Raw genomic sequence first — 24,402 nt, 5'->3', positions numbered from 1 at the left:
GCCGGCGTTCTTGCTGCGCGTCACCATGGATTCTTGTTGCATGCGTTTCTCCATTACTTGCTAGCCGCCGAGACCACCGGCGCCTGCAACTGCTCCGCCACCGGGCCCAGCGCCAGCGCCGGGATATAGGTGAGCGCGCCCACCATCAGCACCGAGCCGACCAGCAGCACCACGAACAGCGGGCCGTGCGTGGGCATGGTGCCGCCCGTCACCGGCAGCCTGCGCTTGGCCGCCAGCGAGCCCGCCATGGCCAGGATCGGCACGATGATCCAGAAGCGGCCGAACCACATCGCCGCGGCCAGCGCCACGTTGTAGAAGGGCGTGTTGGCAGACAAGCCGCCGAAGGCGCTGCCGTTGTTGTTGGCAGCCGACGAGAACGCATAGAGGATTTCCGAGAAGCCGTGCGTGCCTGGGTTGAACACACCGGCGCGGCCCGGCTCCACCATCACCGCCACCGCCGTGCCCAGGAGCACCAGCAGCGGCGTGACGAGGATCGCCACCGCGGTCATCTTCATCTCATAGGTCTCGATCTTCTTGCCCAGGTACTCCGGCGTGCGGCCGATCATCAGGCCCGCGATGAACACGGCGAGCACCGCATACACCAGCATGCCGTACAGGCCCGAGCCCACGCCGCCGAACACCACTTCGCCAAGCTGCATCAGCAGCATCGGCACCAGCCCGCCGATGGCGGTGAAGGAGTCGTGCATGGCGTTGACCGCGCCGCACGACGCCGCCGTGGTGATGGTGGCGAACAGCGCGGTGGCGGCGATGCCAAAGCGCGTTTCCTTGCCTTCCATATTGCCGCCCGCCTGCAGCGCGCTGGCCGCATGGTCGATCGGCAAACCCGCCAGCGCGGCGTTGGCCTGCTGCTCGGAGGCTGCGGCGACGCATGCCATCACGATGAAGATCACCGCCATCGATGCCAGGATCGCCACGCCCTGGCGGCGGTCCTTGACCATCTCGCCGAAGGTGAAGCACAGCGCCGCCGGGATCAGGAAGATGGCCAGCATCTCGATCAGGTTGGCAAGCTCGGTCGGGTTCTCGAACGGATGCGCCGAATTGGCGTTGAAGAAGCCGCCGCCGTTGGTGCCGAGCATCTTGATGGCTTCCTGCGAAGCCACCGGGCCCATTGCCAGCGTCTGCTTGTCGGTCTTCATGGCCTCCATCACCGGCGCGCCCTTGGCGTCGAGCACCGGCTGGCCGGCTGCGTCCACCTTGGGCTGGCTGTATTCGACCGGCGTGACCAGGCTGACTTCCTTGTAGCTGTCGAAATTCTGGATCACGCCCTGGCTAACCAGCGCCAGCGCGATCGCCGCGGAAATCGGCACCAGCACGTAGAGCGTGCAGCGCGTCATGTCGACCCAGAAGTTGCCGATGGTGGCCGCGCTCTGGCGCGCAAAGCCGCGGATCAGCGCGAACACCACTGCGATGCCGGTGGCCGCCGAGAAGAAGTTCTGCACCGTGAGCGCCAGCATCTGCGTGAGATAGCTCATGGTGGACTCGCCCGCATAGCCCTGCCAGTTCGTGTTGGAGACGAAACTGACGGCGGTATTGAAGGCGGAGTCCGGCGTGATGGCGCCAAAGCCTTGCGGGTTGAGCGGCAGCCAGACTTGCACACGCTGCAGCACGTAGACGGCCACCACGCCCAGCATGTTGAAGGCGATGACCGCGATGGCGTATTGCTTCCAGCCCATCTCGGCATTGGCGCGCACGCCCGCCACGCGGTACAGCACGCGCTCAAGCGGGCGGCCCCAGGCCGTGGCGAGGTAGCGGTCGTCTTCCATCGCGCGGCGGATATAACGCCCCACGAAGGGCGCGAGCGCCAGCAGGATGGCTAGGTAGAGGACCAGTAGTCCCAGGAATTCGGTGGACATCAGAATTTCTCCGGCCGGAACAGGGCGATCAGGAGGTAGATAAAGACAGCAACGGCGAGCACGCCGCCCAGCAGGTCAGCCCAGTCCATCACAGCCTCCTGTCGGTGGCGCTGTCCTTGCGGCGCGCGTCGGCGGCTTCTGCGCCCGGCCCCTCGGCCGCTCCCGGCGGTTTGCCTGCGAGCGCGGCGCACAAGAGCAGCAGTGCGCCAGTCAGCGCACCAAACAGCAACAAACCAATGAAATAGATCCCGTCCATGGCAACACACCGTGAGTGATTCACAGATGGCAGATTAGGGATCGAGTGGTAAAAACGGGATAGAGAGGGACGGCGGGGGTGTAAAGAAGATATAAAAATCGCGTAAAAACGGTGCGAGAGCCCGTGGCGGCGCCCATCCCGCTTGCCGGGCATCGGCGCCAGCCAAGAAAAAGCCCCGCAGGCTGTTGGCCTTGCGGGGCTATGCAGGTCGCCGAAGCCGGCTGTGGCGCCGGCCGCGTCAGGAGCGCCTGATCCGTTACGTCAGTTGCATGGTCGGTTGTACGGTTAGTTGTACGGTTAGTTGTAGGTAAAGACCGCCGACTTGTTGCTGTTATCCAGCATGCGGTACCCGAACAGCAGCCCGCGGTTGGTGGTGGCCGTGAAGGCCGGCACCGCCGCGTTGACCACGATCGAGGTCGCGCCCCTGGGTGCCGACGTGGAGGTGCTCCAGGTACCGTTGTTGTCGACCGTGGCGGCAACGCTGCCGATCTGCTGGGCGGAGACATTCTGCACCCAGTCCGCCGTCAGCGACGTCTGCGCACCGGCCAGGCTGGCGTTGGACGGGTCCAGTGCGGCCAGCGATTTGCTGCCCAGCGTGTTCCACGGCAGGTTCACCCCTTGGGTGGCCGGCACGAGGTCGCTCAGCAGGGTCTTGTTGTAGCTGTAGGTCGGCGTGGTGTTGGTGCCATGGAACAGCTCGATGCGGTACTTCGCACCCTTGACCACCTTGGAGGCATCCGCGTTGTCCGCCGCTTGCGCCCATACCAGGCTGGCAGGATTGCCCGCCAGGGTGCTGGCCGCGCTACCGCTGAGGCCCGCGGTCCGCGAGAACCAGAAATTCGGGCAGTTGTACGACGGCGAGGGCGGGCTGAACTCGTTGCCGCACTGGGCGGTGACGGGCACCGTGCCGGTCTTGTTGCTCACGTCCATATAGGTCTGGCCCACCTCGGCCGGGACCGGCGCGATATAGACGATGCCATTGCTCGGCAAGCCGGGCCCGGTCACGCGCGCATAGCTCAGGGGCGCGTTGTTGACGACGCTGCCCGGGCCCTTGGCGTTGATCATGAACTGGATGCCGCTCTGGAAGTGGCTGTAGTTGTTGTTGCTCTTGTTGAAGCCCGGGTTCATCTGCTCAACGCGCCGGATCTGGAGCTTGAGCGTGACGTCGACCGGCTGCTGGTTGCCGACCAGCCACCAGCTCGACGGATGCGCGCTGGTGGCGCCGCCCGCGATATCGCGTGCCGTCGTGATGATGTTGCCAGGGTTGCCGCTGGCGTCCAGGTACCGGATGTTGAAGATGGCTTCGTCACGCCCCGAGGCCGTCGAGGCGGCGGGATAGAACGCCATGATTTCCGGCACGCTGAACTGCGCGCCCGTCATGGTGTCGCTGGTCAGGATGCCGTAGAGCAATTGCCCGAAGTAAAAACCGTTGTGCAGGAAATCGACACCGGCCGCGTTGCTGATGTCGGCAGCGATGTTCTGGCATGCGGACGCCACCCCATCGACTTCCGGGCCGCCCTGCGACGCGCTCAGGCTGGTATTGGAGGACGTCACGCGCTGCGCGACGGGCAGCGCGAAGCAGGCTGAGAGCCCCTTGGCGACCGCCTGCGCTGCCTGCGGCAGGGCCGCAACGGCGACTGCCGGCGCGGCGAGCGTGCCGCCCGTGCTGGTGGCGGTGGCGATGGCCACGGGCGTCGGGTTGTCGACGGTGGCCAGCGCCAGCTTGCCGGTGGCCGGATCCGTGACCACCTTGACGATATCGAGCACCTGGTCGGCGGTATTGCCCACGCCGGCGGCCGTGGCGGCGGTGATGGCGGTCGAGAACGGATCGTAATTGGCGGGCGCGCCGATGGCGGCGAGCACGCTGGCGAGCTGCGCGACCACGTTGGCGGTGACTTTTTGCAAGGCGGCGGCGTCCACCGTCTTGCCACTGACGAGAGTCAGCGGATTGCCGTCGGCGGCGAGTTGCGCCACGATGGCCGTGGTCAGCGGCGTGGCGTTGATGGTCAGCTTGGCGCCGGCAGCCGGCGTGACGGTGCTCACGCTGACCAGCGGGGCCGTGTTGCCCGTGGGGTCCGTGACGACCACGAAGAACGGCGCCACCTCGCCCGTCTTCAGGGTGCAGGTGTAGCTGCCCAGGGCGCTGGTGGTGATCGCGGCTTCCTGGCAGGGCGATGCTCCCGCGCTATCGGTAATGGCCACATTGGCGTTGGCCAGCGCCGCGCCGGTGGCGGCCGTGCCGGTCACCGCAGCTGCGGCCAGGACCGGCTTGTCGCCGGCGGAGCCGCTGCTTGTGCTATCGCTGCCGCCGCCACCGCAGGCGGCCAGCGCCAGCAGTGCCGCGCCGCCCAGCGCGACCCCGAATGTCTGAAGTTGAAGCTTCATTGGATTTTCCCCCTGAGAATGGATTCCGGTGTTTCTTCTGCTTTCTTTTTGCCGGCGCCATGTCGGCAACATGATTTACGGCAGGACCCTGTTATTCGTTAGCCGGCCGATGGCAGCGGTGTTGCGGCCCCGGCACGGGCAAGACTAAGCAGCCGGCCAGCAGGTGGGAATCCCATAAACATGGCATGGCGCCCCGCCCCGGACTGCGCGGAGAGGAATGGCGGGGAGGCGGGCGGGGAAAAACGGGGGCGCGGCGGGGGGCGCCAGGCGTGGCAAGCGGGTTGCCGCGCGGCTCAGATCCAGCCGGACTTATGCAGCTTGCGCCAAAGCCCGCCGCAGGCGAGCGCGGTCACCCCGATCACGGTCGGATACGCATAGTGGAATTGCAGCTCCGGCATGAAATTGAAGTTCATGCCGTACAAGCTGAACACCACGGTGGGAATCGCCAGGATGGCGCCCCAGCCGGCCAGGCGCTTGACCACTTCGTTCTGGCCCACCGTGACCAGCGCCAGGTTCACCTGCACCGCGGTGGTCAGCATCTCGCGCACCACGTCCAGGGTGCGCACCAGGCGGCTGGCGTGGTCCTCGATGTCGCGGAAGTACGCGCGCAGCTCCTTGGGCACCAGGTCCTCGTGCAGCCGGATCAGTTGTCCGCAGATCTCCTCGATCGGGTAGACCGCATTGCGCAGGCGCAGCACCTGGCGCTTGATGTGATACAGGTGCTCGATCGCGGCACGGTCAAATTCGTCGCGGAAGATGCCTTGCTCGAGCTGCTCGAAGCCATCCTCGAGCCGGGTGACGATGGGCATGTAGTGGTCGACCACGAAATCCATCAGCGCGTAGAGCACGTAGCCCGGGCCGTTGGCCAGCGCGCGCGCGTCGCTCTCGCAGCGCTCGCGCACCGGCGCGTAGCTGCTGCTCACGCCGTGACGGACCGACACCACATAGTTGGGGCCGACGAACAGGTGGGTCTCGCCCACCACCACTTCGTCGTCCACCAGTTGTGCGGTGTTCAGCACGATGAAGATGGAGTCGCCGTAGGTCTCCAGCTTGGGGCGCTGGTGGGCATCAAGGGCATCCTCCACCGCTAGGTCGTGCAGGCCAAACTCCTGCTGCACCTTGCGCAGCAGCGGCAGGTCCGGTTCGTGCAAGCCCAGCCAGACGAAGGTGCCCGGGACCGAGATTGCGTCGCTGATCTGGTCCAGGGCGACATCTCCCACGCGCTTGCCGCTGCGGTAGGCCACACTATTGACGATCGCGCCCATGACTGCTCCGTTGTTCAGATGGCGCAATCGTAACAAGGGCGCCATCAACGCGCCGCATCCGGCACTGGTCTCGGGTCATCCGGCATTTGTTACAGTTCTGCACCCAGACGAAGTTAGAATGTCCCATTTCCACGGTCACCGACTATGTCCCAGAAGAAATCGCCACGCTTCGAGCTGCGCAGTGGCAATGTCGACGCCCTCCTCCTCGCTCTCAAGACCACCGACATCGCAGCGCTGCGTGACGATCTCCTGTCCCGCTTCGAATCGACCCCCGATTTCTTCTCCAACGATGTGGTGGCCCTGGACCTGCGCCGGCTGGAAAGCGACGACCAGGTAGCCCTGGACACGGTGATCGAGACCCTGGCCCTGCTCAAGGCCCGCGCTATCGGCGTGGTGGCCCGCGAGGCGCAGCGGGGCTGGGCCGAGTCGTTTGGCCTGCCGCTGCTCGACAGCCAGAGCCGGCGCGGCGGCCGGGACGAAACCCCGCCGGCCGAGCCGGCAGGCCCCTCCCCGGCTGAAGCCCTGGCCGACGCCCAGGCTGCGGCCCAGGCCGAGGCAAAGGCTGCGGCCGCCGAAGTGGAAGCCGCCGCCGCGGCCGCCATTGCCGAAGCCGCGTCGCGCAGCGTGCCCACCATGCTGATCGACAAGCCGCTGCGCTCCGGCCAGCAGATCTACGCCGCCGGCGACGTGGTGATCCTCGACCTGGTCAGCTACGGCGCCGAGGTCATCGCCGAAGGCAACATCCATATTTATGCCCCGCTGCGCGGCCGCGCGCTGGCGGGGGTCAAGGGCTACGCGCAGGCGCGCATCTTCTGCACCTGCCTGGAGCCCGAACTGCTCTCCATCGCCGGCATCTACCGCACCGCCGAACTGCCGCTGCCCGCCGATGTGCTGGGCAAATCGGCCCAAGTGCGGCTGTCCGGGGAGAAACTGATTCTCGAACCGCTCCGGATGAAGTAACACCCGCCGCAGAGCCCAAACCACAGCAGCGCAAGCTTCAACCATTACTGGATCCAAGAGCCATGGCAAAAATCATCGTTGTGACCTCCGGCAAGGGAGGCGTAGGCAAGACCACCACCAGCGCCAGCTTTTCCGCCGGCCTGGCCCTGCGTGGCCACAAGACTGCCGTGATCGACTTCGACGTCGGCCTGCGCAACCTCGACCTGATCATGGGTTGCGAGCGTCGCGTGGTGTACGACCTGGTCAACGTGGTACAGGGCGAAGCCAACCTGAACCAGGCGCTGATCAAGGACAAGAAGTGCGAAAACCTGTTCATCCTGCCGGCCTCGCAGACGCGCGATAAAGACGCGCTCACCAAGGAGGGCGTGGAGAAGGTCATCAATGGCCTGGTCGACATGGGCTTCGAGTACATCGTCTGCGACTCGCCCGCGGGCATCGAGTCCGGCGCCCTGCTGGCCATGTACTTCGCCGACGAGGCGCTGGTCGTGACCAACCCCGAGGTGTCCTCGGTGCGCGACTCGGACCGCATCCTGGGCATCCTGTCGTCCAAGACCAAGCGCGCGGCCGAAGGCGGCGACCCGATCAAGGAACACCTGCTGATCACGCGCTACAACCCGAAGCGCGTGCACGGCGGCGAAATGCTGTCGCTCACCGACATCCAGGAAATCCTGCGCATCAAGCTGATCGGCGTGGTGCCGGAATCCGAAGCCGTGCTGCACGCATCCAACCAGGGCACGCCGGCCATCCACCTGGAAGGCTCCGACGTGGCCGACGCCTATGGCGACCTGGTGGACCGCTTCCTCGGCAAGGACAAGCCGATGCGTTTCACCGACTACCAGAAGCCGGGGCTGCTTTCGCGCATCTTCGGCAACAAGTAAGGGGGGTCTACCATCATGTCGATTCTGTCCTTCCTGCTCGGCGAGAAGAAGAAGTCCGCTTCGGTTGCCAAGGAGCGGCTGCAGATCATCCTCGCCCATGAACGCACCGGCCATTCCGCGCCGGCCGATTACCTTCCCGCCTTGCAGCGCGAGCTGGTCGCGGTGATTTCCAAATACGTAAAGATCAGTGACCAGGATCTGCGCGTGAGCCTGGAACGCCAGGACAATCTCGAGGTGCTCGAGGTCAAGATCGAGATCCCACAGGGATAACCCTGAGCCGGGCCAGCACGCCCCGGCCCGCGCTTCAAGCGGCGGCGCTTCACCGTGAAACGCCCGCCTGGCCTGCCTCGGTGGCCGGAGCGCGCGCGCGCTGCCGGCACCATCCCCCACACCGTGGGGTGCGCGAGTAACGCTGGATTCATCTCGCGATGCACCATTATGTAAATTTGTCGCGGCGTCGCAACGTTTTTGCACCAATTGCCAGCTTAGAGGCTGCCAACGGCGTGCATTAGTGTCTAAATCTTTTCTGTTTTGTTAAATTTTCGCGGGCGTTTACACGAAACGTAAACTCGTCAGTCATCGCGATCCGACCGCTGACACTACAGAATAGAAAAGGAGCCACATGAAGAAATTAGCCCTGACCCTCGCACTTGGTACGCTGCTGGCCGGCAGCGCCTACGCACAAACGTCCGTGACCCTGTACGGCATTGCAGACGTGAGCATTCGCTACACGAGCAATTCCAACCAGGCCAACAACAGCCAGTTCCAGATGACCGACGGCGCTGTAACGCAAAGCCGTTGGGGCCTGAAGGGCAGCGAAGCCCTCGGCAACAACCTGAAGGCGATCTTCCAGCTGGAAAGCGGCTACAGCCTCGACAACGGCTCCATGAATTCGTCCGGCGTGCTGTTCAATCGTCAGGCTTATGTGGGTCTGGCAGGCGATTTCGGCACCGTCAAGCTGGGCCGTCAGTACACCGAAGGGTTTAACTTCTTCGGCGACTTCGATCCGCTGACCATCGGCAACTACCAAGCCAATGCCTGGCCGTTCTTCCTGACCCAGTTCCGCGCCAACAACGTCGTGAGCTACGGCGGCAAGTTCAGCGGCCTGGACGTGGGTGCCAGCTATGGCTTCGGCGAGCAGCCGGGCAGCCTGACCAAGGCCAGCTCCACCGGCAAGCCGTACTTCGGCGCCCGTGCAGCCTATACGGCTGGTCCGTTCGCCTTCGGTGGCGTGTACCAGGAAATCCGCGACACCTTCGGCAACAAGCAGCAAATGTGGGGCGCGGCTGGTAAGTACTCCATCGGCCCGGCGAAGGTATTCGTGGGTTATGTCGGCGGCAAGGACAAGACCGGCCAGATCGACACCAACTTCATGAACGTTGCTGGCAACCCGGTTCCGGTCGGTGGCAACGCTGTGAACAATCCCCGCAAGGATGCCCTCGGCTACCTGGGCCTGACCTATCAGGCAACCCCGGCCCTGGCGCTGACCGGCGTGTTCTACGGCGACCACATCAAGAACAAGAATGGCCTGTCCAACAACGCTGGCAATCGCTACACGGGCGTGCTGCTGGCCGAGTACTCGCTGTCCAAGCGCACCCAGGTCTACGGCACCGTGGACTACAACAAGGTGACTGGCGGCGTGACGACCGAACTGCCGGGCAAGAACAACCAGACCGGTGCGGCAGTCGGTATTCGCCACATTTTCTGATTGTCCTTGTCGGCATGCCCCGCGCTCGCGCGGGGTAACGTCTGACTGCAAGAAAGCACCTTCGGGTGCTTTTTTTGTTTTTCAGGGCATTTTTCAGAGCGACATGGGCAAGTGCAGATGCCAGGTGATCCTGCCATCGGCTTCAGTTCCGGCTTCGGCTTCGGCATCTGCGGCGCGATCCGCATCGAGCGCGCCGCCATGGCGCAACAGCACGCGACGGCAAAACTGCATCGCCGGCGTCCGGGCACGCGCGGCCCGCCACGCAACGTCATCAGCACCGGCATCAGGCACGAAGGCGATCGAAATCCGGCAGAGGCGGCCGTCGAGCCGCTGGCACACCCGCGGCGGCGTGCTCCCGGCAGCGGACATCATGGCCAGCGCCATCAGCACGCGCAGGGCTTCGGCCAGCATGGCGGCATCGCCTCGTATCCAGGCCTTGCTGCCAGCCAGGTCGAGTTCGGGCGCGGGCCCGGCATGCAGGCAGAGCGCGTCGGCGGACTCGCGCAGCAGCGCCGTCAGCTCCAGTATCTCCATGCGGTAGCCGTGGGCAAGCTCGCGCAACAACCGCGCGATGTCGTCGGTAAGCCGCAGCGACGCCTGCGCATAGCCTGCTGTCTGCGCCACGAATGCCGCGTGCGCGCATGCGGACGGCACGTCCTGGTGCAATTGCACCAGCGCCAGGATGGCACTCTGCGGCGAGCGCAAATCGTGCGACAACGCCCGCATGGCGGTTTGCCAGGATGCCAGCGCCGCGCTGTCGCAGGACGGCGCATCGACGGCGCCGCCGGCAGGTAGCATGGCGCGGATGGCGGCCATGCCCGCGGGCCTGTCTTGCCCGCCCTCTTCCATGCCCGCCCCCATCCTGTGGGCGAGACGCTCCAGGCAACGCGCGACAGCACGCAGGCCCGCGACCCAGCGCAGGATTTCACAACGCAGCCACGCCGTCATGGCGCCGCGCCGGTGAGTTCGAGACGGTAGCCATGCGTGTAGACCGGCAGCAGCCGCAGCCCGTGCTCCGGGTGCAGGGCAAGCTTGCTGCGCACGCGCGACATATGCGTATCGATGGTGCGCGACAGCGGCGAGATCTCGCGTCCCCAGACCGCCGCCACGATATGGTCGCGCGACACGATGCGGCCTTCGTTGCGAAACAGCAGCACGGCCAGGTCGAACTCCTTGGGCGTCAGCCTGAGCGGCTGGGCGCGATGGGCCACCGTGCGCGCGGCGCAGTCGATGACATAGTCGGCCAGCGCCACCTGCGCGCCGCCGCTGCCCGGGTCCGGATAGGCGCGGCGCAGCAGCGAACGGATGCGCGCCAGCAGTTCGCCGCGACGCACCGGCTTGAGCATGTAGTCGTCGGCGCCGGTGGCGAAGCCATCGACGATGTCTTCTTCCTCCACGCGGCAGGTCAGGAACATCGCGGGCACGCGCCGGTCCAGGTTGGCGCGCACCCAGGTCAGCACCTCCTTGCCGGAAAGATCCGGCATCTGCCAGTCGAGCAGCAGCAGGTCGAAGTTCTCCTCGCGCAGTTGCCGCAGCAGGTCGCGGCTGCGCGTGAAGGTGGTGCAGGCATGCCCGGCCTCGCCGAGAATCTGCCGGATCAGGGCCGCCTCTGCGGGTTCATCTTCCAGTGATGCGATCTTCATACCCATGCAATTTGGCCGGAAAGGCTTGGACGCCTGCCGGTCTCGCGGTAATTGGCGCCGCCGGCGCCAGGGAGTGACCCGACGATGCGGGGCTATCCGTCATTAGAAGCCGCGAGAGAAGTCTTTCGGATGAGAAATTTCGCAATCTGCGGCGGCAGCCTCTATTAACGATCCACCACGCGGACCGCGACGCTAAGATGCCCTGGCAATACCGCGCACGAGGAGAAAGTTCATGCGAGTCGCAGTACTGGAGGACAACCCGGCGCGAGCCGTCCTGCTAGAGCAGACGCTCAGGCTCAGCGGCCATGAGGCGGTGCGCTTTCGCGAAGGGGGTGCGCTGATGCAGGCGCTGCGCAACGAGCCCTACGCGCTGCTGCTGATGGCCTGGGAGGTTCCCGGCATCCCGGCGCGCGACGTCCTGCTGTGGATACGCCGTACCCTCGGCGATGCGTTGCCGGTGATGCTGCTGAGCCAGCACAACGACGACGACCATATCGCCCGGTGCTTCGCCCATGGCGCGGATGCCTTCCTGCCGCCGCCGGTACGCCACGCCGAGCTGGCCGCGCGCGTCGATGCGCTGCTGCGGCGCATGGCGCCGGTAGCGCAGGCCTGCGGCGACCTTGAGCTGGGTGCTTACCGCTTTGTGCTGGCCGAGCGGCGCGCCTTCGTCAACGGCCGCCTGGTCAAGCTGGCGCCCAAGGAGTACGAGCTGGCGGTCTTGCTGTTTCGCCATGCCGGCCAGTTGCTGCTGCGCCAGACCATCGAGGAATCGGTCTGGCGCCGCAGCATGCCGCCGGCATCGCGCACGGTGGACAGCCACCTGTCGCGCGTGCGCACCAAGCTGGCGCTGGAGCCGCGCAATGGCGTGCGCCTGTCGGCGGTGTATGCCACCGGCTGCCGGCTGGACCTGATCGAGCAGCCGTGACGCGGCTGCCCAGCCCGTCAGTCCGCCTTGATGCCCGCTTCCTTCACGATGCGGGCGTTGTCGTCGTATTCCGCATGGATGGCCTTGGCGAATTGCGCGGCGGTGCCGCCGGTGGGGACTTCGCCGCCCTTGAGCAGGCGCTCGCGCACCTCAGGCTCTTGCAGGGCCTTGTTCAGTTCGGCATTCAGCCTGGTGATGATAGCCACGGGCGTGTGCGCGGGCGCGAAGATACCGAAGGTGGAGGTGAGGTTGGCCTTGGGGTAGCCCAGCTCGGCAAAGGTCGGCACATTGGGCAGCGACTCGATGCGCTTGGGTGCGCCCACCGCCAGCGCGCGCAGCCGGCCGGCCTGCATGTGCTGGGTCAGCATGGGGCTGGCGTTGGTGCTCATCACCTCGAACTGGCCGCCGAGGGCGTCGTTCATCTGTTGGCCCGCGCCCTTGTAAGGGATCAGGGTCAGGTCGGCCTTGGCCTTCGACTTGACCTGTTCCAGCATGACATGGCCCACCGTGCCCAGGCCCGACGTGGCCCAGCGCACCGAGCCCGGCTTGGCCTTGGCTTGCGCCAACAGGTCCTGGAACGACTTGCCGCCAAAGCTCGACGTGGCGATCACCAGCACCGGCGAATACATCACGCTCATGACCGGCGCGATGTCGCGCTGCGGATCGTAGTTGACGCGGCCCACGTGCGGGTTGAGCGTGAGCGGGCTGGTCGAGGCAAAGCCCAGCGTGTAGCCGTCCGGCGCGGCCTTGGCCACGGCGTCGATGCCGATGCTGCCACCCGCGCCCGCCTTGTTTTCCACCACCACCGAGGCACCCATCTGGGCCGACAGGCGCTCGCCGAGCGCGCGCGCCACGGTATCGCTGATGCCGCCGGTGGGATAGGCCACGATCAGCCGGATCGGGCGCGCGGGATACGCACCAGCGGCGCTGGCAGCGTCAGCGGCATTGGCGAGCGGGCTCGTCAGGGCGGCGGCAAACACGGAGGCAGCAGCCAGCAGGGGAATTCGGTGGGAAGCGGACATGGCGGGGGACGACGAGGACAACGGTTGGAAGACGGAACAACGGAACGACGGAACTGGCCGTGCTGGCGCCGCCGGGCGGCCCGGAACCGGGCGCTGGACCGTCAGCACGCAGGCAGGAAACAGGCGCTATTTTATCCGATCGGCGCCGCGGCCCAGCGCGCGGTCCGGCACCCACGAGACAAAGAGCTCGTTGGCGCGGTCATAGAGCCGCCAAACGGTGCCGCACTCGCGGCACGTGAACGTGAGCATGCTGAACGGCACGCCGGCGGCGCTCTGGCTGACCAGCGGCGCGGTGTGCTTGAGCACAAGCCGCTCATGCGGCTCGCGCCGGCGGGAATCCGCCGCTAGCGCCAGACAGTGATCGCAAGCGGGCCGGGATGAGGTGGGGGAAGGTACGGCGGACGTCATGCCCGCCATGATGCCGCAAAAACGGCGCGCCATTCACCCTGGTCGTTCACCTTTGCTTCGCCCTTGCGTTCACCCTTGCCGCGGCGCCAACGGCGCATGGGCCTTATCTGAAGCCCCGGAGCCTCCGGCAGCGGCCTGCGCCGCCTTCGGCGCGCGCTGCCCGAGCCACACGCTGGCCAGCACCAGCAGCGCGCCGGCCATCTGCGCCGGGCTCAGGCTCTGGCCGAGCACCAGGAATCCCAGCACGGTGGCGCTAACGGGGCTGAGCAGGCCCAGCGCGGACACCGCCGCGGTCGGCAAGCGGCCAATGCCACGGAACCAGAGCGCATAGCTCACGCCGGCGCCGGCCACGCACAGCCACAGGTAGCCGAGCACGTTGGGCACCGTCAGCCGCGCCGGCAGCGTCTCGAAGGCCAGCGCGAAGGGCAGCAGGAACAAGGCGCCCGCGGTGAGCTGCCACGCGGTGAGCACCAGCGGCGAGACCGGTGCCCGCCAGCGTTTGGCGAGCACCGTGCCCAACGCCATCGACACCGCGCCGGCCGCCGCGGCCGCCACGCCCACGCCATCCAGCCGCGCGGCGGGTCCCAGCACCAGCAAGGCCACGCCGCCGATGCCCCCCAGCCCGGCCAGCCACGTAGCCGGACGCGGCCGCGCGCCCAGCAGCAGCCACGCCAGCACCACCACCAGCAACGGCTGGATCGCGCCCACGGTGGCCGCCACGCCGCCCGGCAGCCGGTAGGCGGCGATAAACAACATGGCCTGGAACAAACCAATATTGAGCACGCCCAGCACCGCCGCCTTCCACCACCAGCCGCCGCGCGGCAGTTGCCGGCCCCACGCCAGCATCGCCAGGCCGGCCGGCAGCGCGCGGATCACGCCCGACAGCAGCGGCTGTCCCGGCGGCAGCCATTGGCTGGTGACCAGGTAGGTGCTGCCCCAGATCAGGGGCGCCGAAGCGGTCAGCAGGACATCTGCCGTGCGTACCTGAACCTGCGGGGCAGGCGTGGAAGACGGCGAGGATGGGCGCGCTGCGGGCAGCGCTGGCGAGACGGGTTGGGGCGCGGGCTGCGGGTCGGGTTTCATGTTGTCACGGCTCCATTTTTCTTCACAACAATATTCTTGATATCAAGATATAAAATCCACTTTACGAACTGAAAGCCTTGATGTCAAGATTCTCGTCATCCAAGATCAACAGCAGCCCACCATGGCCACCCGCGGCAAACCCAAGGCAAGCAGCGCGACGGCGCCCTCCCCGAAAGCCGGCAACGACGAGGCACCCCAAGATGGGAGCGATCGCGTCGACCATATCCTGGCCCAGTGGGCGCGCGAGCGCCCGGACCTGGACGCAGCGCCGATGGGCATCATTGGCCGGGTCTGGCGCCTGGCGCGCCACACCGACCGCGCGGTGGAGTCCGCGCTGGCACCGACCGGCCTGAATACCTGGGAGTTCGACGTGCTGGCCACGCTGCGCCGCTCCGGCCCGCCTTATGCGCTGTCGCCGGGCGCGCTGATCGATTCGCTGATGATCACCTCGGGCACCATGACCAACCGGATCGACCATCTGGAACGCGCCGGGCTGGTGCGCCGCAGCCCCAACCCGGATGACCGGCGCGGGCTGCTGATCGAGCTGACCCAGCCGGGCCGGGTGCGCATCGACCACGCGCTGGAAGTGCACGTGGCCAATGAGCATCGTTTGCTGGAGCGGCTCTCGGCCGCGGAGCGCCAGCAGCTGGCAAGCCTGTTGCGGCGCTGGCTGCAGGGCTTCGAGGCAGCCGGCGAATGACGCGGCAGGCGAGGCGCGTCGCAGCAACGCATGCGCCTCGCCTGGCACGAACCCTGCAATCCGTCCTGCCTTTTCTCTGTTTCCCCCCACTGCGTTTTTCCTCACTGCATCACGGAGCCCCCACATGCGCTTGAACCTTAGCCCGCGCGCCAGCGCGCTTGCCCACCGCCGCCATGCGTCCTTGAAAGCGGCGGCCGCGCTCGCCGCCCTGCTCTGCGCCGCTGCCGCGCAAGCGGCGCCGGTGGAGCCCGCCTACCAGCTGTCCCAGCAAGAAAAGCCAGCGCTGATCGCCACCCTCAAGGACCTGGTCTCGATCGAGTCCGGCAGCAAGGACATCGAAGGGCTGGACCGCATCGCCACGCTGATCCGCGACCGCCTGGCCGCGATGGGCGGCGACGCGCAGCTGATCGAGCCCACCGAGGTCTACCGCATGGAAGACACGCCCAAGCAAGTGGGCAAGATGGTGATGGCGCAGTTCAAGGGCACGGGCAAGCGCAACATCATGCTGATCGGCCATATGGATACGGTCTACCTGCGCGGCATGCTGGCGCAGCAGCCGTTTCGCATCGACGGCGAGCGCGCCTACGGCCTGGGCATCGCCGACGACAAGAACGGCGTGGCCGTGATCCTGCATACGGTGGCCATCCTGCAGAAAATGGGCTTCAAGGACTACGGCACGCTGACCGTGCTGATCAACGGCGACGAGGAAATCAGCTCGCCGGGCGCGCGCGCCATGCTGACCAAGATGGGCAGCCAGCAAGACGCGGTGTTCTCCTGCGAAGCCACGCGTGTGACCGGCGACCGCCTGTCGCTGGCCACCAGCGGCATCGGCGCCATCTCGCTGACCGTGCACGGCAAGGCCTCGCACGCCGGCAGCTCGCCCGAGAACGGCCGCAACGCGCTGTATGAACTATCGCACCAGATCCTGCAGATGCGCGACCTGTCCAACCACGAGACCGGGCTCAAGGTGAACTGGACGATCTCCTCGGCCGGCACCAACCGCAACGTGATCCCGGCCACCGCCACGGCCCAGGCCGACGTGCGCGTGCTGCGCACCGCCGACTACGACAACCTGGAGCGCACGCTGCAGGAACGCGTGAAGAAGCAGCTGATTCCCGATACCAAGGTCGAGGTCAAATTCGAACGTCGCCGGCCGCCGCTGGAAGTCACCGACGCCGCGCGCAAGCTGGCCGCGCACGCGCAAGGCGTGTATGCGGAGATCGGCGAGAAGCTCGCCGTGTACGACACCGCCGAAGGCGGCGGCACCGATGCGGCCTTTGCCGCGGCAGCCACCAAGGCGCCCGTGATCGAGCGCTTCGGCCTGCGCGGCTTTGGCGCGCACTCCAACGATGCGGAATACGTCGACCTCAACTCGGTCACACCGCGCCTGTACCTGCTTACGCGCATGATCATGGACGTGTCGCAGGACAAGACCGGCCGCTGATCGGCACGCCCAGCCTGTCGCGCGTGCCGGCCTGATGCCGGGCTGGCACGCTTCTCGCCTATGGAGCACGACAGGAGCGACGCAGAACAAACATGGTGCGGACCGTTTTCAGCAATCGACAGCACACGCCGCGCTCCTGACGGGTCACTGGATCTGAATGGGAGATACCGTATGGCAAGTGCAGACCGCATCGTCGAGCTGTCTCACCACGTTGGGTTGATCGCGGACAACAAGATCTCCAGCATTGCGGAGATCAACCGGGAAACGAAGTTCCTCGCCCTGAACGCCTTGATCGAGGCGGCACGCGCCGGCGATGCGGGCCGCGGCTTCAGCGTCGTGGCGAACCAGGTCAAGCAGGTCTCCGAGCGCATCTCCGGCATCACCGGCGAGCTCACCACGGAGCTGGGCGGCTCCATCGCCGAGCTCACCCAGCTCGGTGACGCCATGATCCGGCAGATGCGCGGCCACCAGGGCCAGCGCCTGGCCGACATGGCGCTGAACATGATCGACGTGGTCGACCGCAACCTGTACGAGCGCTCCTGCGACGTGCGCTGGTGGGCCACCGATGCCGCCATCGTGGACGCGGTGAGCCACCCCGGCCGTGCCAGCGCCAGCCATGCGAGCGAGCGCCTCGGCGTCATCCTCAACAGCTACACCGTCTACCTCGACCTGTGGGTGATCGACGCGCAAGGACGCGTCGTTGCCAATGGCCGCCCGCACGCCTACCCCGGCGTGGCAGGGCGCAATGTCTCGGGTGTGGAGTGGTTCCAGCGCGCGATGGCTACGGGCTCTGGCGACGACTATGTCGCGCACGATGTCGCGGTATCGCGCTTTCTCGACAACGCCAGCGTGGCCACCTACGCCACCGCCATCCGCGAAGGCGGCCGCGCCACCGGCGAACCCGCCGGCGTGCTCGCCATCTTCTTCAACTGGGCGCCGCAGGCGCAGGCGGTGGTCAAGGGCGTACGCCTGTCCCCGGAAGACTGGCAGCGCACGCGCTGCCTGCTGGTGGACGCGAAGCACCGCGTCATCGCCGCGTCGGATGGCATGGGCTTGCTGGCCGAGACCTTCCCGCTGAAGGACGACAACCACCCCACCGGCTGGTACGAGGCGCCAGACGGCGCGCTGGTGGCGTTTGCCCGCACGCCGGGTTACGAGACCTATCCGGGGCTGGGCTGGTATGGCGTGATCGTCCAGCATCCGGCCGGCGGCAGGCATGCGGCAGGACACGCTTGATGCGCTGACATGGCAGCCCCACGGGTGCGCCTGGCACCACGTTGGGTTGCTGCAATGTGGCGCATGGGCACTAGTGCGGTGCATGAAATCGAACACCGATATCGCCACTGGCCGCTGCGCGCAGGTGCAGGCGCAGGCTCAGGCCAGCTTTTTTCGCCCGCCCAGGTCTGGCAGGAAAATGGCCAGCAGCCCCAGCAACGGCAGGAAGGCGCACAGCTGGTAGACCGATTGGATGCCGTGCGCATCGGCCAGCTTGCCCAGCACCGCGGCGCCGATGCCGCCCATGCCGAAGGCAAAGCCGAAAAACAAGCCCGACACCATGCCCACCTTGCCCGGAATCAGCTCCTGCGCAAACACCAGGATGGCCGAGAACGCCGAGGCCAGGATAAAGCCGATGATGAACGACAGCACGCCAGTCCAGAACAGGTTGGCATGCGGCAGCATCAGCGTGAACGGCGCCACGCCCAGGATCGACGCCCAGATCACGCGCTTGCGGCCGATGCGGTCGCCGATCGGGCCGCCCAGGATGGTGCCGGCCGCCACCGCGAACAGGAACACGAACAGGTAGAGCTGCGAGCTCTGCCGCGTCAGGCCAAAACGCTCCATCAGGTAGAAGGTGTAATACGTGTTCAAGCTCGCCATGTAGAAATACTTGGAGAACACCAGCGCCATCAGCACCACCATGGCCCGCACCACGGTGCTGCGCGGCAGCGGCGCGGCGGCGGCGACAGCCTTGCGCTTGCGCGTGGTGTGCGCCAGTTCACGGCCATACCAGCCGCCGATCCGCCACAGCACGGCAATCGCCAGCAACGCCGCCAGCGAGAACCACGCCACGCTGCTCTGCTGATGCACGATCCACGCCGCCAGCAGCGGCCCGGTCGCGCTGCCCGCGTTGCCGCCAACCTGGAAGATCGACTGTGCCAGCCCGTGCTGCCCGCCCGACGCCATGCGCGCCACGCGCGACGACTCCGGATGGAAGATCGACGACCCGGTGCCCACCAGCGCCGCGGCCACCAGCAGCACGCCATAGGTAGGCGCCACCGACAGCAGCAGCAAGCCGCACAACGTGAACCCCATGCCGATCGACAGCGACTGCGGCTTGGGATGCTTGTCGGTGTACAGGCCAACCACCGGCTGCAGCAGCGAGGCGGTGATCTGGTACGTCAGGGTCAGCAGCCCGATCTGGGTAAAGCTGAGGTTGAAGCCGCCCTTGAGCATCGGATAGATGGCCAGGATCAGCGACTGGATCATGTCGTTGAGGAAGTGCGAAAAACTGATCGCCCCCAGCACCCGGAAGCCGGTCCGCTCGGTGGCCTGCGCGGTAGTGGAAGCCTGGGCCAGGCCTTGCGGCGAGGCGTTCGCGCCGCCGGGCGCGGTTTCGATGCGGCTGCTCATGATGGAAACGGGGGGCTGAAAAGGCAATAGGGGAATCCTGGCGCTCATCCTAAATGGCACGATCCCGCCTGTCCTGCGAGAATAGGGCCAGAACCTTGGAGAAAAGGACATGCCCCGCCTCCCCCGCCCGATCGCACAGCGAAGCGCCGAAAACGCCGAAAGCGCCGCACCCACAGTGCCCTCCTCCCTGCCCGCCTCCCCCCGCGCCGACACCTACTCCAAGTCGCCCGCCTACCTGCAGTACGACCGCAGCGCCATGCCGGTCACCGCCATGGCCGCCGACTACGTGCCCGGCCACGTTACCAAGCCGCACCAGCATCCCAATGCACAACTGGTGCACGCGGTGCATGGCGTGATGGTGGTCGCCACCGCCGAAGGGCAATGGATCGTGCCCCCCACGCGCGGCATGTGGATGCCCGGGGGCATGGTGCACTGGATCCGCATGGTTGGGCACGTACGCATGCGCACCGCCTACATCCGGCCGGACGCCGCTGACAACCTGCCCACCCGCTGCACCGTGCTGGGCATCACGCCACTGCTGCGCGAACTCATCCTCGCCGCGATCGATATCCCTTCGCCCTACGCGGAAGCGTCCCGGGACGGGCGGCTGATGCGGTTGTTGCTGGATGAAGTCATGCTGGTGCCGACGTTGCCGTTGCACTTGCCGCGTCCTGCCGATGCGGGCTTGCGGGAGATTTGCGACGCGATTGTCGGGGCGCCCGATACAGCGCTGACTTTGGCGCAATGGGGGGAGCGGCTGGGAGTGGATCCCAAGACCATTCAGCGGCGCTTTGCTCGGGAGACCGGGATGACGTTCGGGCAGTGGCGGCAGCAGGCACGATTGCTGTCGGCGTTGGAGGGGCTGGCCGCCGGGGCTAAGGTGGTGGATGTGGCGTTGGATCTGGGGTATGAGAGTCCTAGTGCGTTTTCTACTATGTTCAGGAGGCAGTTTGGGGTGCCGCCTAGTGGGTTTTTTCGGTGATTTTTTGGGGGCTCGAGGGGGGAACCGTTGGCTCTTGGTGCCGTGGTTGGGTTTTCCCTGTGCGGCGTTGGCCGTTGAACCCAAAAGCCATACGACATCCCCCTGCGGGGGCTGCCGGTCACTCTTCTTTGCGTCGGCAAAGAAGACTAACGAGAAGAAAGCCGACCCTGCCGGGAGCAGAGCAATAAGGCTGTTCAGCCTCGGTGGTTGTGTCGTACGGCCCGGAGTGTTGGCTGGCCTTTGCCATACCGGCTTTGAGGGCATCGCAAATGCATGATCCAATGGTCACGTGGTGGTGCCCCTGATCGCTTTGCTCGGTGCGCGTTCGACCATCTGCCGATACCGGCGCGGACCATCACGACACATCGCCTGCCAATGGTTTCGTGGTGGGGCGGGCGCGGTGGTCAGGGCCTTGGGCATATCAAACCGGTGCCACCGCGCCCACGACGGAACCGGTGCGCCTGCAACTTCGTGGCCGGCCACGCCGCGAGCGACAGACGGCTTGAAGCAAGTGGTGTCCGCTACCGGGGGCCTCACCACGAATCCCGGAAGCCGGCAGGTTCGTGATCAGTCAATCCGGTACCGGCAGAAGCCTGCAGAACCGCTGGCCATACGACGAAACCAGCACCCTTAGCACCCGCGATTGCTCTGCTCCCGGCAGGGTCGGCTTTCTTCTCGTTAGTCTTCTTTGCCGACGCAAAGAAGAGTGACCGGCAGCCCCCGCAGGGGGATGTCGTATGGCTTTTGGGTCCAAAAACCATCACCGTTCATATAAACACCAGCCAATACAGCAAAAACCAACTGGTCTACCCTTGCCCCCTTTCACGCCTCCAAATACCTCTCCACCAACCTAGCCCAATAAGCCGCCCCAACCGTCAAATTCTCATCATTAAAATCATACCCAGCGTTATGCAGCAAAGGCTGCCCCGCCCCATTTCCCATCCGCACAAAACACCCCGGCCGCTGCTGCAGGAAGTAAGCAAAATCCTCGCTCCCGGCGATCAGCGGGAAATTCGCCACCACCTTGTCGGATCCCACCAGTTCCTCAGCCACCTGGCGGGCGAACTCGGTCTCGCGCTCACTGTTGATCAACACCGGGTAGCCCCGGATGTAATCAATCTCCACGGTCGCGCCATAACCCTCCACATGCGAGGTCACCAGCCGCCGGATACGATCCTCCAGCGTGCGCCGCACATCGGGGCTGAACGAGCGCACGCTCAACTCCAGCTTGGCGCTCTCGGGGATCACATTGGGCGCATGCCCGGCATGCAACGTGCCGATGGTGACCACGGCGGTTTCGTTCGGGTCGATATTGCGCGACACGATGCTCTGCAGCGCCATCACCAGGCTGCCGGCAACCAGGATCGGGTCGATCGACTGGTGCGGGCGGGCCGCGTGGCCGCCCTTGCCGCGGATGGTGATGGCGACCGTATCGCAGGCCGCCATGAAGGGGCCGGCGCGGAACATGAAGGTGCCGGCTTCCACGCCGGGATGGTTGTGCAGCCCGAAGATCGCGTCGCAGGGAAAGCGCTCGAACAGGCCGTCGGCGAGCATGCGCTCGGCGCCGCCGCCGGCGCCGATTTCCTCGGCGGGCTGGAAGATCAGGTTGACGGTGCCGTTGAAGTTGCGTGTGCGGGCCAGCTGGCGCGCCGCGCCGAGCAGCACGGTGGTGTGGCCGTCGTGGCCGCAGGCGTGCATCTTGCCGGCGTGGATGCTGGCGTACGCCAGGCCGGTGCGCTCATGAATGGGCAGCGCGTCCATGTCGGCGCGCACGCCGATGCTGCGCGGACCGTCGCCCTGGCGCAGCGTGCCGACCACGCCGGTGCCGCCAACGCTGCGCGTCACCGCGTAGCCCCAGCCTTCAAGCTGAGTGGCGACCAGCTCGGCGGTGCGCACTTCGTCGAAGGCGAGCTCGGGGTGCTGGTGGATGCTGTGGCGGATGGCTTCCAGCTCGGCGCGGCTGTCGACGGTGTCGGCCAGTTCACAGAATCGTGAAGCGCGGGAAGCGAAGGTAGCGGAGGCGGCGGCGGCGGGTCGGGTCGCGTGCGAGTCGGCAAGAAGTGACTCGATCAGTTCGGGGGCGTGTTCTGACATGGCAGTACTCTTTTTCTCGATGCCCCTTTGCGAGGCGTAGGGCGTATAGAAAACAGTATTTCACGCTGGGCGCAGAGCGCAAACGGTTTAACCCTTTGTAGCGAAATCAGGGTAACAACTGTTGCGAACGGGGAACGTTCTCGCGTTCGTTGGGATCATGGGGAGATTTGCGGCCGTGGAGGCAGGTGTCGATAGCGGTACAGGCGGCAGGCACGACGCTGGATCTGCGTTGTCGTGCTCCCCTCTCCCGCGCGCGAGAGGGGTTGGGGGGGAGAGCGGGCGCTCGATACGCCGGCGTGCTGGAAAACACCACGGGCTTCGCTTTGCGTGGCTCCTAGCTAAGCCACCCCTCTCCCCAGCCCTCTCCCCATGAGGGGAGAGGGAGCGACAGCCGTCGTCATGGCGCGCGGTTTTGCCCGCCCCTAGGCGTAGGCCACCACCGTCTGGCCCTGCTCGCCCAGGCCGTCGATGCCCAGGCGCATGGTGTCGCCCGCCTTGAGGAAGCGCGGCGGCTTGAAGCCCATGCCCACGCCCGGCGGCGTGCCGGTGCAGATCAGGTCGCCGGGGTGCAGCGTCATGAAGCGGCTGACGTAGCTCACCAGCGTGGCCACATCGAACACCATGGTGGCGGTGCTGCCCTTCTGCACGCGCTGGCCGTTGACGTCCAGCCACAAGCCCAGCGCCTGCGGGTCGGCCACTTCGTCGCGCGTGACCAGCCACGGGCCGACCGGGCAGAAGGTGTCGCAGCCCTTGCCCTTGTCCCAGGTGCCGCCGCGCTCGATCTGGAATTCGCGCTCGGAGACGTCGTTCACCACGCAATAGCCGGCCACGTGCGAGAGCGCATCGGCGAGCGCGACGTTGCGTGCCACTTTGCCGATCACCACGCCAAGCTCCACTTCCCAGTCGGTCTTCTCGGAGCCGCGCGGCAGCATCACCGCGTCGTTGGGCCCGTTGAGCGAGCTGTTGGCTTTCAGGAAGACGATGGGCTCGGCCGGCAACGCCATGCCCGCCTCGGCGGCGTGGTCGGCGTAGTTCAGGCCGATCGCCACGATCTTGCCGATGCCGCTCCAGGGCACGCCGAAGCGCTCGGCCTGCACCACCGGCAGCGTGGCCGGGTCCAGCTTGGCCAGGCGCGCCAGCGCTTCGGCCGACAACGCCTGCGGCCCGAGGCCGTCCAGCACGCCGGACAGGTCGCGCACGCGGCCTTCGGCATCGATCAGACCCGGGCGTTCCGCGCCCGGCTTACCCACACGTACTAGTTTCATCGTTTCCCCTTGGCTTCGGTGGCGATGTGGCCGGCGGGCTCGGAAAGGGTCCGCGCGACCACGGTCAGGACTTCTTTTGCAGTGTTCTCGGAATGCTGGCGCAGCACCTGCGCCAGCCGCGGCCGGCCCGGTTCGCGCAGCGCGGCCATGATGGCCTCGTGCTCCTCGTGCGACTCCTGCCAGCGCAGCATATCCGCATTGGCGGCGCCGCGCGCGCGGTGGACCTTGCTCATCAGCATGGCGTAGATGCCAGCCAGCACGAGGTTGGCCGCGCCGTCGATGATCAGCTGGTGGATTTCCTGGTTGGTGCGGAAGTACTCGGTGCGACGCCCGGCGGCGTGAGCTTCCAGCATGGCCTGGTGCTTGCGCTCCAGGCGCGCCATGGCCACCTCGGACAGGCGCGCCGCCGCGAGTTCGCCGGCGGTGGCCTCCAGCCCGTGCAGCGTCTCGAAGGTGGAGCGCAGCTCATCCAGATCGAGCGGGGCCACGCGGTAGCCGATGTACTGCCGATGCAGCACCAGGCCTTCGGACACCAGCACCTTGAGCGCCTCGCGCAGCGGCGTCTTGGAGACGTCGAACATCTCGCAAAAGGCGCGCTCGTCGATGCGCGCGCCGGGGGGCAGTTCGCCCTCCTCGATCATGGTGCGCAGCCGCGCGGCGATTTCGGCCGACATGCCGAGGGTGCGCAGGCGGGTGGATTTAGGAAGCGTTTGAGTCACAGACATCACCGAGATGGGGAACATGCACCACAAGAAGGCTAACACATCCCAAAATTGTGCGTTAGCATAACAATAAAATCAACGACTTACGAGAGTTGTAATTACAGATTACGTATCCTATACTCCGTCCCAGTTGCGCGACACACAACACAAACCGCCT

At 66.2% G+C, this 24,402-nt stretch carries 23 protein-coding genes; 9 read left to right on the top strand and 14 right to left on the bottom strand.

The window, feature by feature from the left end:
• Positions 1-53 precede the first annotated feature (53 nt).
• The 5 genes from kdpA to AC1RQK_RS13360 all read right to left on the bottom strand — a co-directional run bounded on the left by kdpA (position 54) and on the right by AC1RQK_RS13360 (position 5,780).
• Positions 54-1,874, bottom strand: a complete 1,821-nt coding sequence (gene kdpA, locus AC1RQK_RS13380) for a potassium-transporting ATPase subunit KdpA (protein WP_492809315.1) — start codon at positions 1,872-1,874, stop codon at positions 54-56.
• On the bottom strand, positions 1,874-1,963 hold the full coding sequence (gene kdpF, locus AC1RQK_RS13375) for a K(+)-transporting ATPase subunit F (protein ID WP_006164365.1): 90 nt from the start codon (positions 1,961-1,963) through the stop codon (positions 1,874-1,876). Before kdpF ends, kdpA begins: the two co-directional genes overlap by 1 nt.
• On the bottom strand, positions 1,963-2,130 hold the full coding sequence (locus AC1RQK_RS13370; RefSeq protein WP_170301836.1) for a hypothetical protein: 168 nt from the start codon (positions 2,128-2,130) through the stop codon (positions 1,963-1,965). The genes kdpF and AC1RQK_RS13370 overlap by 1 nt, the downstream gene beginning before the upstream one ends.
• A gap of 297 nt (positions 2,131-2,427) precedes the next feature.
• Complete coding sequence (locus AC1RQK_RS13365; RefSeq protein ID WP_492809314.1) at positions 2,428-4,515, bottom strand: hypothetical protein; 2,088 nt, start codon at positions 4,513-4,515, stop codon at positions 2,428-2,430.
• A gap of 293 nt (positions 4,516-4,808) precedes the next feature.
• Positions 4,809-5,780 carry a magnesium and cobalt transport protein CorA gene (locus AC1RQK_RS13360; RefSeq protein ID WP_492809313.1) on the bottom strand — a complete coding sequence of 324 codons (972 nt, stop codon included), beginning with the start codon at positions 5,778-5,780 and terminating at the stop codon, positions 4,809-4,811.
• A gap of 144 nt (positions 5,781-5,924) precedes the next feature.
• On the opposite strand from AC1RQK_RS13360, the gene minC reads away from it, so the two are divergent.
• From minC to AC1RQK_RS13340, 4 genes are all read left to right on the top strand, one after another.
• Positions 5,925-6,740 (top strand): septum site-determining protein MinC, encoded by an 816-nt coding sequence (minC, locus tag AC1RQK_RS13355; protein ID WP_492376214.1) that lies wholly within the window; start codon positions 5,925-5,927, stop codon positions 6,738-6,740.
• A 62-nt stretch (positions 6,741-6,802) separates the two neighbouring features.
• Positions 6,803-7,618, top strand: a complete 816-nt coding sequence (gene minD / locus AC1RQK_RS13350) for a septum site-determining protein MinD (protein WP_043342744.1) — start codon at positions 6,803-6,805, stop codon at positions 7,616-7,618.
• 15 nt (positions 7,619-7,633) lie between these two features.
• Positions 7,634-7,888 carry a cell division topological specificity factor MinE gene (minE, locus tag AC1RQK_RS13345; protein ID WP_006164360.1) on the top strand — a complete coding sequence of 85 codons (255 nt, stop codon included), beginning with the start codon at positions 7,634-7,636 and terminating at the stop codon, positions 7,886-7,888.
• Between the two features lie 352 nt (positions 7,889-8,240).
• The gene (locus AC1RQK_RS13340) at positions 8,241-9,326 is read left to right on the top strand and encodes a porin (protein ID WP_492809312.1); all 1,086 of its coding nucleotides are present in this window, start codon (positions 8,241-8,243) and stop codon (positions 9,324-9,326) included.
• 93 nt (positions 9,327-9,419) lie between these two features.
• On the opposite strand, the gene AC1RQK_RS13335 is transcribed toward AC1RQK_RS13340, so the two are convergent.
• Positions 9,420-10,274: a hypothetical protein gene (locus AC1RQK_RS13335; RefSeq protein ID WP_492376212.1), complete on the bottom strand. Its 855-nt coding sequence runs from the start codon at positions 10,272-10,274 to the stop codon at positions 9,420-9,422.
• Positions 10,271-10,969 (bottom strand): response regulator transcription factor, encoded by a 699-nt coding sequence (locus AC1RQK_RS13330; RefSeq protein ID WP_492376211.1) that lies wholly within the window; start codon positions 10,967-10,969, stop codon positions 10,271-10,273. Before AC1RQK_RS13330 ends, AC1RQK_RS13335 begins: the two co-directional genes overlap by 4 nt.
• A gap of 232 nt (positions 10,970-11,201) precedes the next feature.
• Between AC1RQK_RS13330 and AC1RQK_RS13325 the strand changes: the two genes are divergently transcribed.
• A complete protein-coding gene (locus AC1RQK_RS13325) occupies positions 11,202-11,894 on the top strand; it encodes a response regulator transcription factor (protein ID WP_492376210.1) in 693 nt (230 codons plus the stop codon).
• Positions 11,895-11,911: 17 nt separating this feature from the next.
• Here AC1RQK_RS13325 and AC1RQK_RS13320 read toward each other — a convergent pair whose 3' ends face one another.
• From AC1RQK_RS13320 to AC1RQK_RS13310, 3 genes are all read right to left on the bottom strand, one after another.
• Positions 11,912-12,916, bottom strand: a complete 1,005-nt coding sequence (locus tag AC1RQK_RS13320) for a Bug family tripartite tricarboxylate transporter substrate binding protein (protein ID WP_492376209.1) — start codon at positions 12,914-12,916, stop codon at positions 11,912-11,914.
• A 126-nt stretch (positions 12,917-13,042) separates the two neighbouring features.
• Positions 13,043-13,333, bottom strand: coding sequence for a hypothetical protein (locus tag AC1RQK_RS13315; protein ID WP_150985467.1), 291 nt, complete (start codon positions 13,331-13,333; stop codon positions 13,043-13,045).
• A 60-nt stretch (positions 13,334-13,393) separates the two neighbouring features.
• Positions 13,394-14,407 (bottom strand): EamA family transporter, encoded by a 1,014-nt coding sequence (locus tag AC1RQK_RS13310; RefSeq protein WP_492809311.1) that lies wholly within the window; start codon positions 14,405-14,407, stop codon positions 13,394-13,396.
• A gap of 121 nt (positions 14,408-14,528) precedes the next feature.
• Here AC1RQK_RS13310 and AC1RQK_RS13305 point away from each other — a divergent pair, with 121 nt between their 5' ends.
• The 3 genes from AC1RQK_RS13305 to AC1RQK_RS13295 all read left to right on the top strand — a co-directional run bounded on the left by AC1RQK_RS13305 (position 14,529) and on the right by AC1RQK_RS13295 (position 17,787).
• Positions 14,529-15,107 carry a MarR family winged helix-turn-helix transcriptional regulator gene (locus AC1RQK_RS13305; protein WP_492376207.1) on the top strand — a complete coding sequence of 193 codons (579 nt, stop codon included), beginning with the start codon at positions 14,529-14,531 and terminating at the stop codon, positions 15,105-15,107.
• A gap of 124 nt (positions 15,108-15,231) precedes the next feature.
• Positions 15,232-16,551: a M20/M25/M40 family metallo-hydrolase gene (locus tag AC1RQK_RS13300; RefSeq protein WP_492809310.1), complete on the top strand. Its 1,320-nt coding sequence runs from the start codon at positions 15,232-15,234 to the stop codon at positions 16,549-16,551.
• 171 nt (positions 16,552-16,722) lie between these two features.
• The gene (locus AC1RQK_RS13295; protein WP_492376205.1) at positions 16,723-17,787 is read left to right on the top strand and encodes a cache domain-containing protein; all 1,065 of its coding nucleotides are present in this window, start codon (positions 16,723-16,725) and stop codon (positions 17,785-17,787) included.
• Positions 17,788-17,925: 138 nt separating this feature from the next.
• On the opposite strand, the gene AC1RQK_RS13290 is transcribed toward AC1RQK_RS13295, so the two are convergent.
• The gene (locus AC1RQK_RS13290; protein ID WP_492809309.1) at positions 17,926-19,182 is read right to left on the bottom strand and encodes an MFS transporter; all 1,257 of its coding nucleotides are present in this window, start codon (positions 19,180-19,182) and stop codon (positions 17,926-17,928) included.
• A gap of 109 nt (positions 19,183-19,291) precedes the next feature.
• On the opposite strand from AC1RQK_RS13290, the gene AC1RQK_RS13285 reads away from it, so the two are divergent.
• Entirely contained in the window at positions 19,292-20,164 is an 873-nt protein-coding gene (locus AC1RQK_RS13285) for an AraC family transcriptional regulator (protein WP_492809308.1), read from the top strand.
• A gap of 822 nt (positions 20,165-20,986) precedes the next feature.
• Here the strand turns inward: AC1RQK_RS13285 and AC1RQK_RS13280 are convergent.
• The 3 genes from AC1RQK_RS13280 to AC1RQK_RS13270 all read right to left on the bottom strand — a co-directional run bounded on the left by AC1RQK_RS13280 (position 20,987) and on the right by AC1RQK_RS13270 (position 24,248).
• Positions 20,987-22,258 (bottom strand): M20 aminoacylase family protein, encoded by a 1,272-nt coding sequence (locus tag AC1RQK_RS13280; protein ID WP_492376706.1) that lies wholly within the window; start codon positions 22,256-22,258, stop codon positions 20,987-20,989.
• Between the two features lie 422 nt (positions 22,259-22,680).
• Positions 22,681-23,523, bottom strand: a complete 843-nt coding sequence (locus AC1RQK_RS13275) for a fumarylacetoacetate hydrolase family protein (RefSeq protein ID WP_492376705.1) — start codon at positions 23,521-23,523, stop codon at positions 22,681-22,683.
• Positions 23,520-24,248, bottom strand: coding sequence for a GntR family transcriptional regulator (locus AC1RQK_RS13270; protein WP_492376704.1), 729 nt, complete (start codon positions 24,246-24,248; stop codon positions 23,520-23,522). Before AC1RQK_RS13270 ends, AC1RQK_RS13275 begins: the two co-directional genes overlap by 4 nt.
• Positions 24,249-24,402 lie beyond the last annotated feature (154 nt).

This window comes from Cupriavidus sp. GW822-FHT02D05 (genome assembly GCF_058802485.1).
Note: the sequence above shows the minus strand (reverse complement) of the source record. Positions and strands in the feature narration are given on the sequence as shown.

Bases quoted from the DNA above. Each gene is read 5' to 3' on its own strand.
- kdpA (WP_492809315.1), bottom strand. From the start codon at position 1,874: ATGTCCACCGAATTCCTGGGACTACTGGTCCTCTACCTAGCCATCCTG.
- kdpF (WP_006164365.1), bottom strand. From the start codon at position 1,963: ATGGACTGGGCTGACCTGCTGGGCGGCGTGCTCGCCGTTGCTGTCTTT.
- AC1RQK_RS13370 (WP_170301836.1), bottom strand. From the start codon at position 2,130: ATGGACGGGATCTATTTCATTGGTTTGTTGCTGTTTGGTGCGCTGACT.
- AC1RQK_RS13365 (WP_492809314.1), bottom strand. From the start codon at position 4,515: ATGAAGCTTCAACTTCAGACATTCGGGGTCGCGCTGGGCGGCGCGGCA.
- AC1RQK_RS13360 (WP_492809313.1), bottom strand. From the start codon at position 5,780: ATGGGCGCGATCGTCAATAGTGTGGCCTACCGCAGCGGCAAGCGCGTG.
- minC (WP_492376214.1), top strand. From the start codon at position 5,925: ATGTCCCAGAAGAAATCGCCACGCTTCGAGCTGCGCAGTGGCAATGTC.
- minD (WP_043342744.1), top strand. From the start codon at position 6,803: ATGGCAAAAATCATCGTTGTGACCTCCGGCAAGGGAGGCGTAGGCAAG.
- minE (WP_006164360.1), top strand. From the start codon at position 7,634: ATGTCGATTCTGTCCTTCCTGCTCGGCGAGAAGAAGAAGTCCGCTTCG.
- AC1RQK_RS13340 (WP_492809312.1), top strand. From the start codon at position 8,241: ATGAAGAAATTAGCCCTGACCCTCGCACTTGGTACGCTGCTGGCCGGC.
- AC1RQK_RS13335 (WP_492376212.1), bottom strand. From the start codon at position 10,274: ATGACGGCGTGGCTGCGTTGTGAAATCCTGCGCTGGGTCGCGGGCCTG.
- AC1RQK_RS13330 (WP_492376211.1), bottom strand. From the start codon at position 10,969: ATGAAGATCGCATCACTGGAAGATGAACCCGCAGAGGCGGCCCTGATC.
- AC1RQK_RS13325 (WP_492376210.1), top strand. From the start codon at position 11,202: ATGCGAGTCGCAGTACTGGAGGACAACCCGGCGCGAGCCGTCCTGCTA.
- AC1RQK_RS13320 (WP_492376209.1), bottom strand. From the start codon at position 12,916: ATGTCCGCTTCCCACCGAATTCCCCTGCTGGCTGCTGCCTCCGTGTTT.
- AC1RQK_RS13315 (WP_150985467.1), bottom strand. From the start codon at position 13,333: ATGGCGGGCATGACGTCCGCCGTACCTTCCCCCACCTCATCCCGGCCC.
- AC1RQK_RS13310 (WP_492809311.1), bottom strand. From the start codon at position 14,407: ATGAAACCCGACCCGCAGCCCGCGCCCCAACCCGTCTCGCCAGCGCTG.
- AC1RQK_RS13305 (WP_492376207.1), top strand. From the start codon at position 14,529: ATGGCCACCCGCGGCAAACCCAAGGCAAGCAGCGCGACGGCGCCCTCC.
- AC1RQK_RS13300 (WP_492809310.1), top strand. From the start codon at position 15,232: ATGCGCTTGAACCTTAGCCCGCGCGCCAGCGCGCTTGCCCACCGCCGC.
- AC1RQK_RS13295 (WP_492376205.1), top strand. From the start codon at position 16,723: ATGGCAAGTGCAGACCGCATCGTCGAGCTGTCTCACCACGTTGGGTTG.
- AC1RQK_RS13290 (WP_492809309.1), bottom strand. From the start codon at position 19,182: ATGAGCAGCCGCATCGAAACCGCGCCCGGCGGCGCGAACGCCTCGCCG.
- AC1RQK_RS13285 (WP_492809308.1), top strand. From the start codon at position 19,292: ATGCCCCGCCTCCCCCGCCCGATCGCACAGCGAAGCGCCGAAAACGCC.
- AC1RQK_RS13280 (WP_492376706.1), bottom strand. From the start codon at position 22,258: ATGTCAGAACACGCCCCCGAACTGATCGAGTCACTTCTTGCCGACTCG.
- AC1RQK_RS13275 (WP_492376705.1), bottom strand. From the start codon at position 23,523: ATGAAACTAGTACGTGTGGGTAAGCCGGGCGCGGAACGCCCGGGTCTG.
- AC1RQK_RS13270 (WP_492376704.1), bottom strand. From the start codon at position 24,248: ATGTCTGTGACTCAAACGCTTCCTAAATCCACCCGCCTGCGCACCCTC.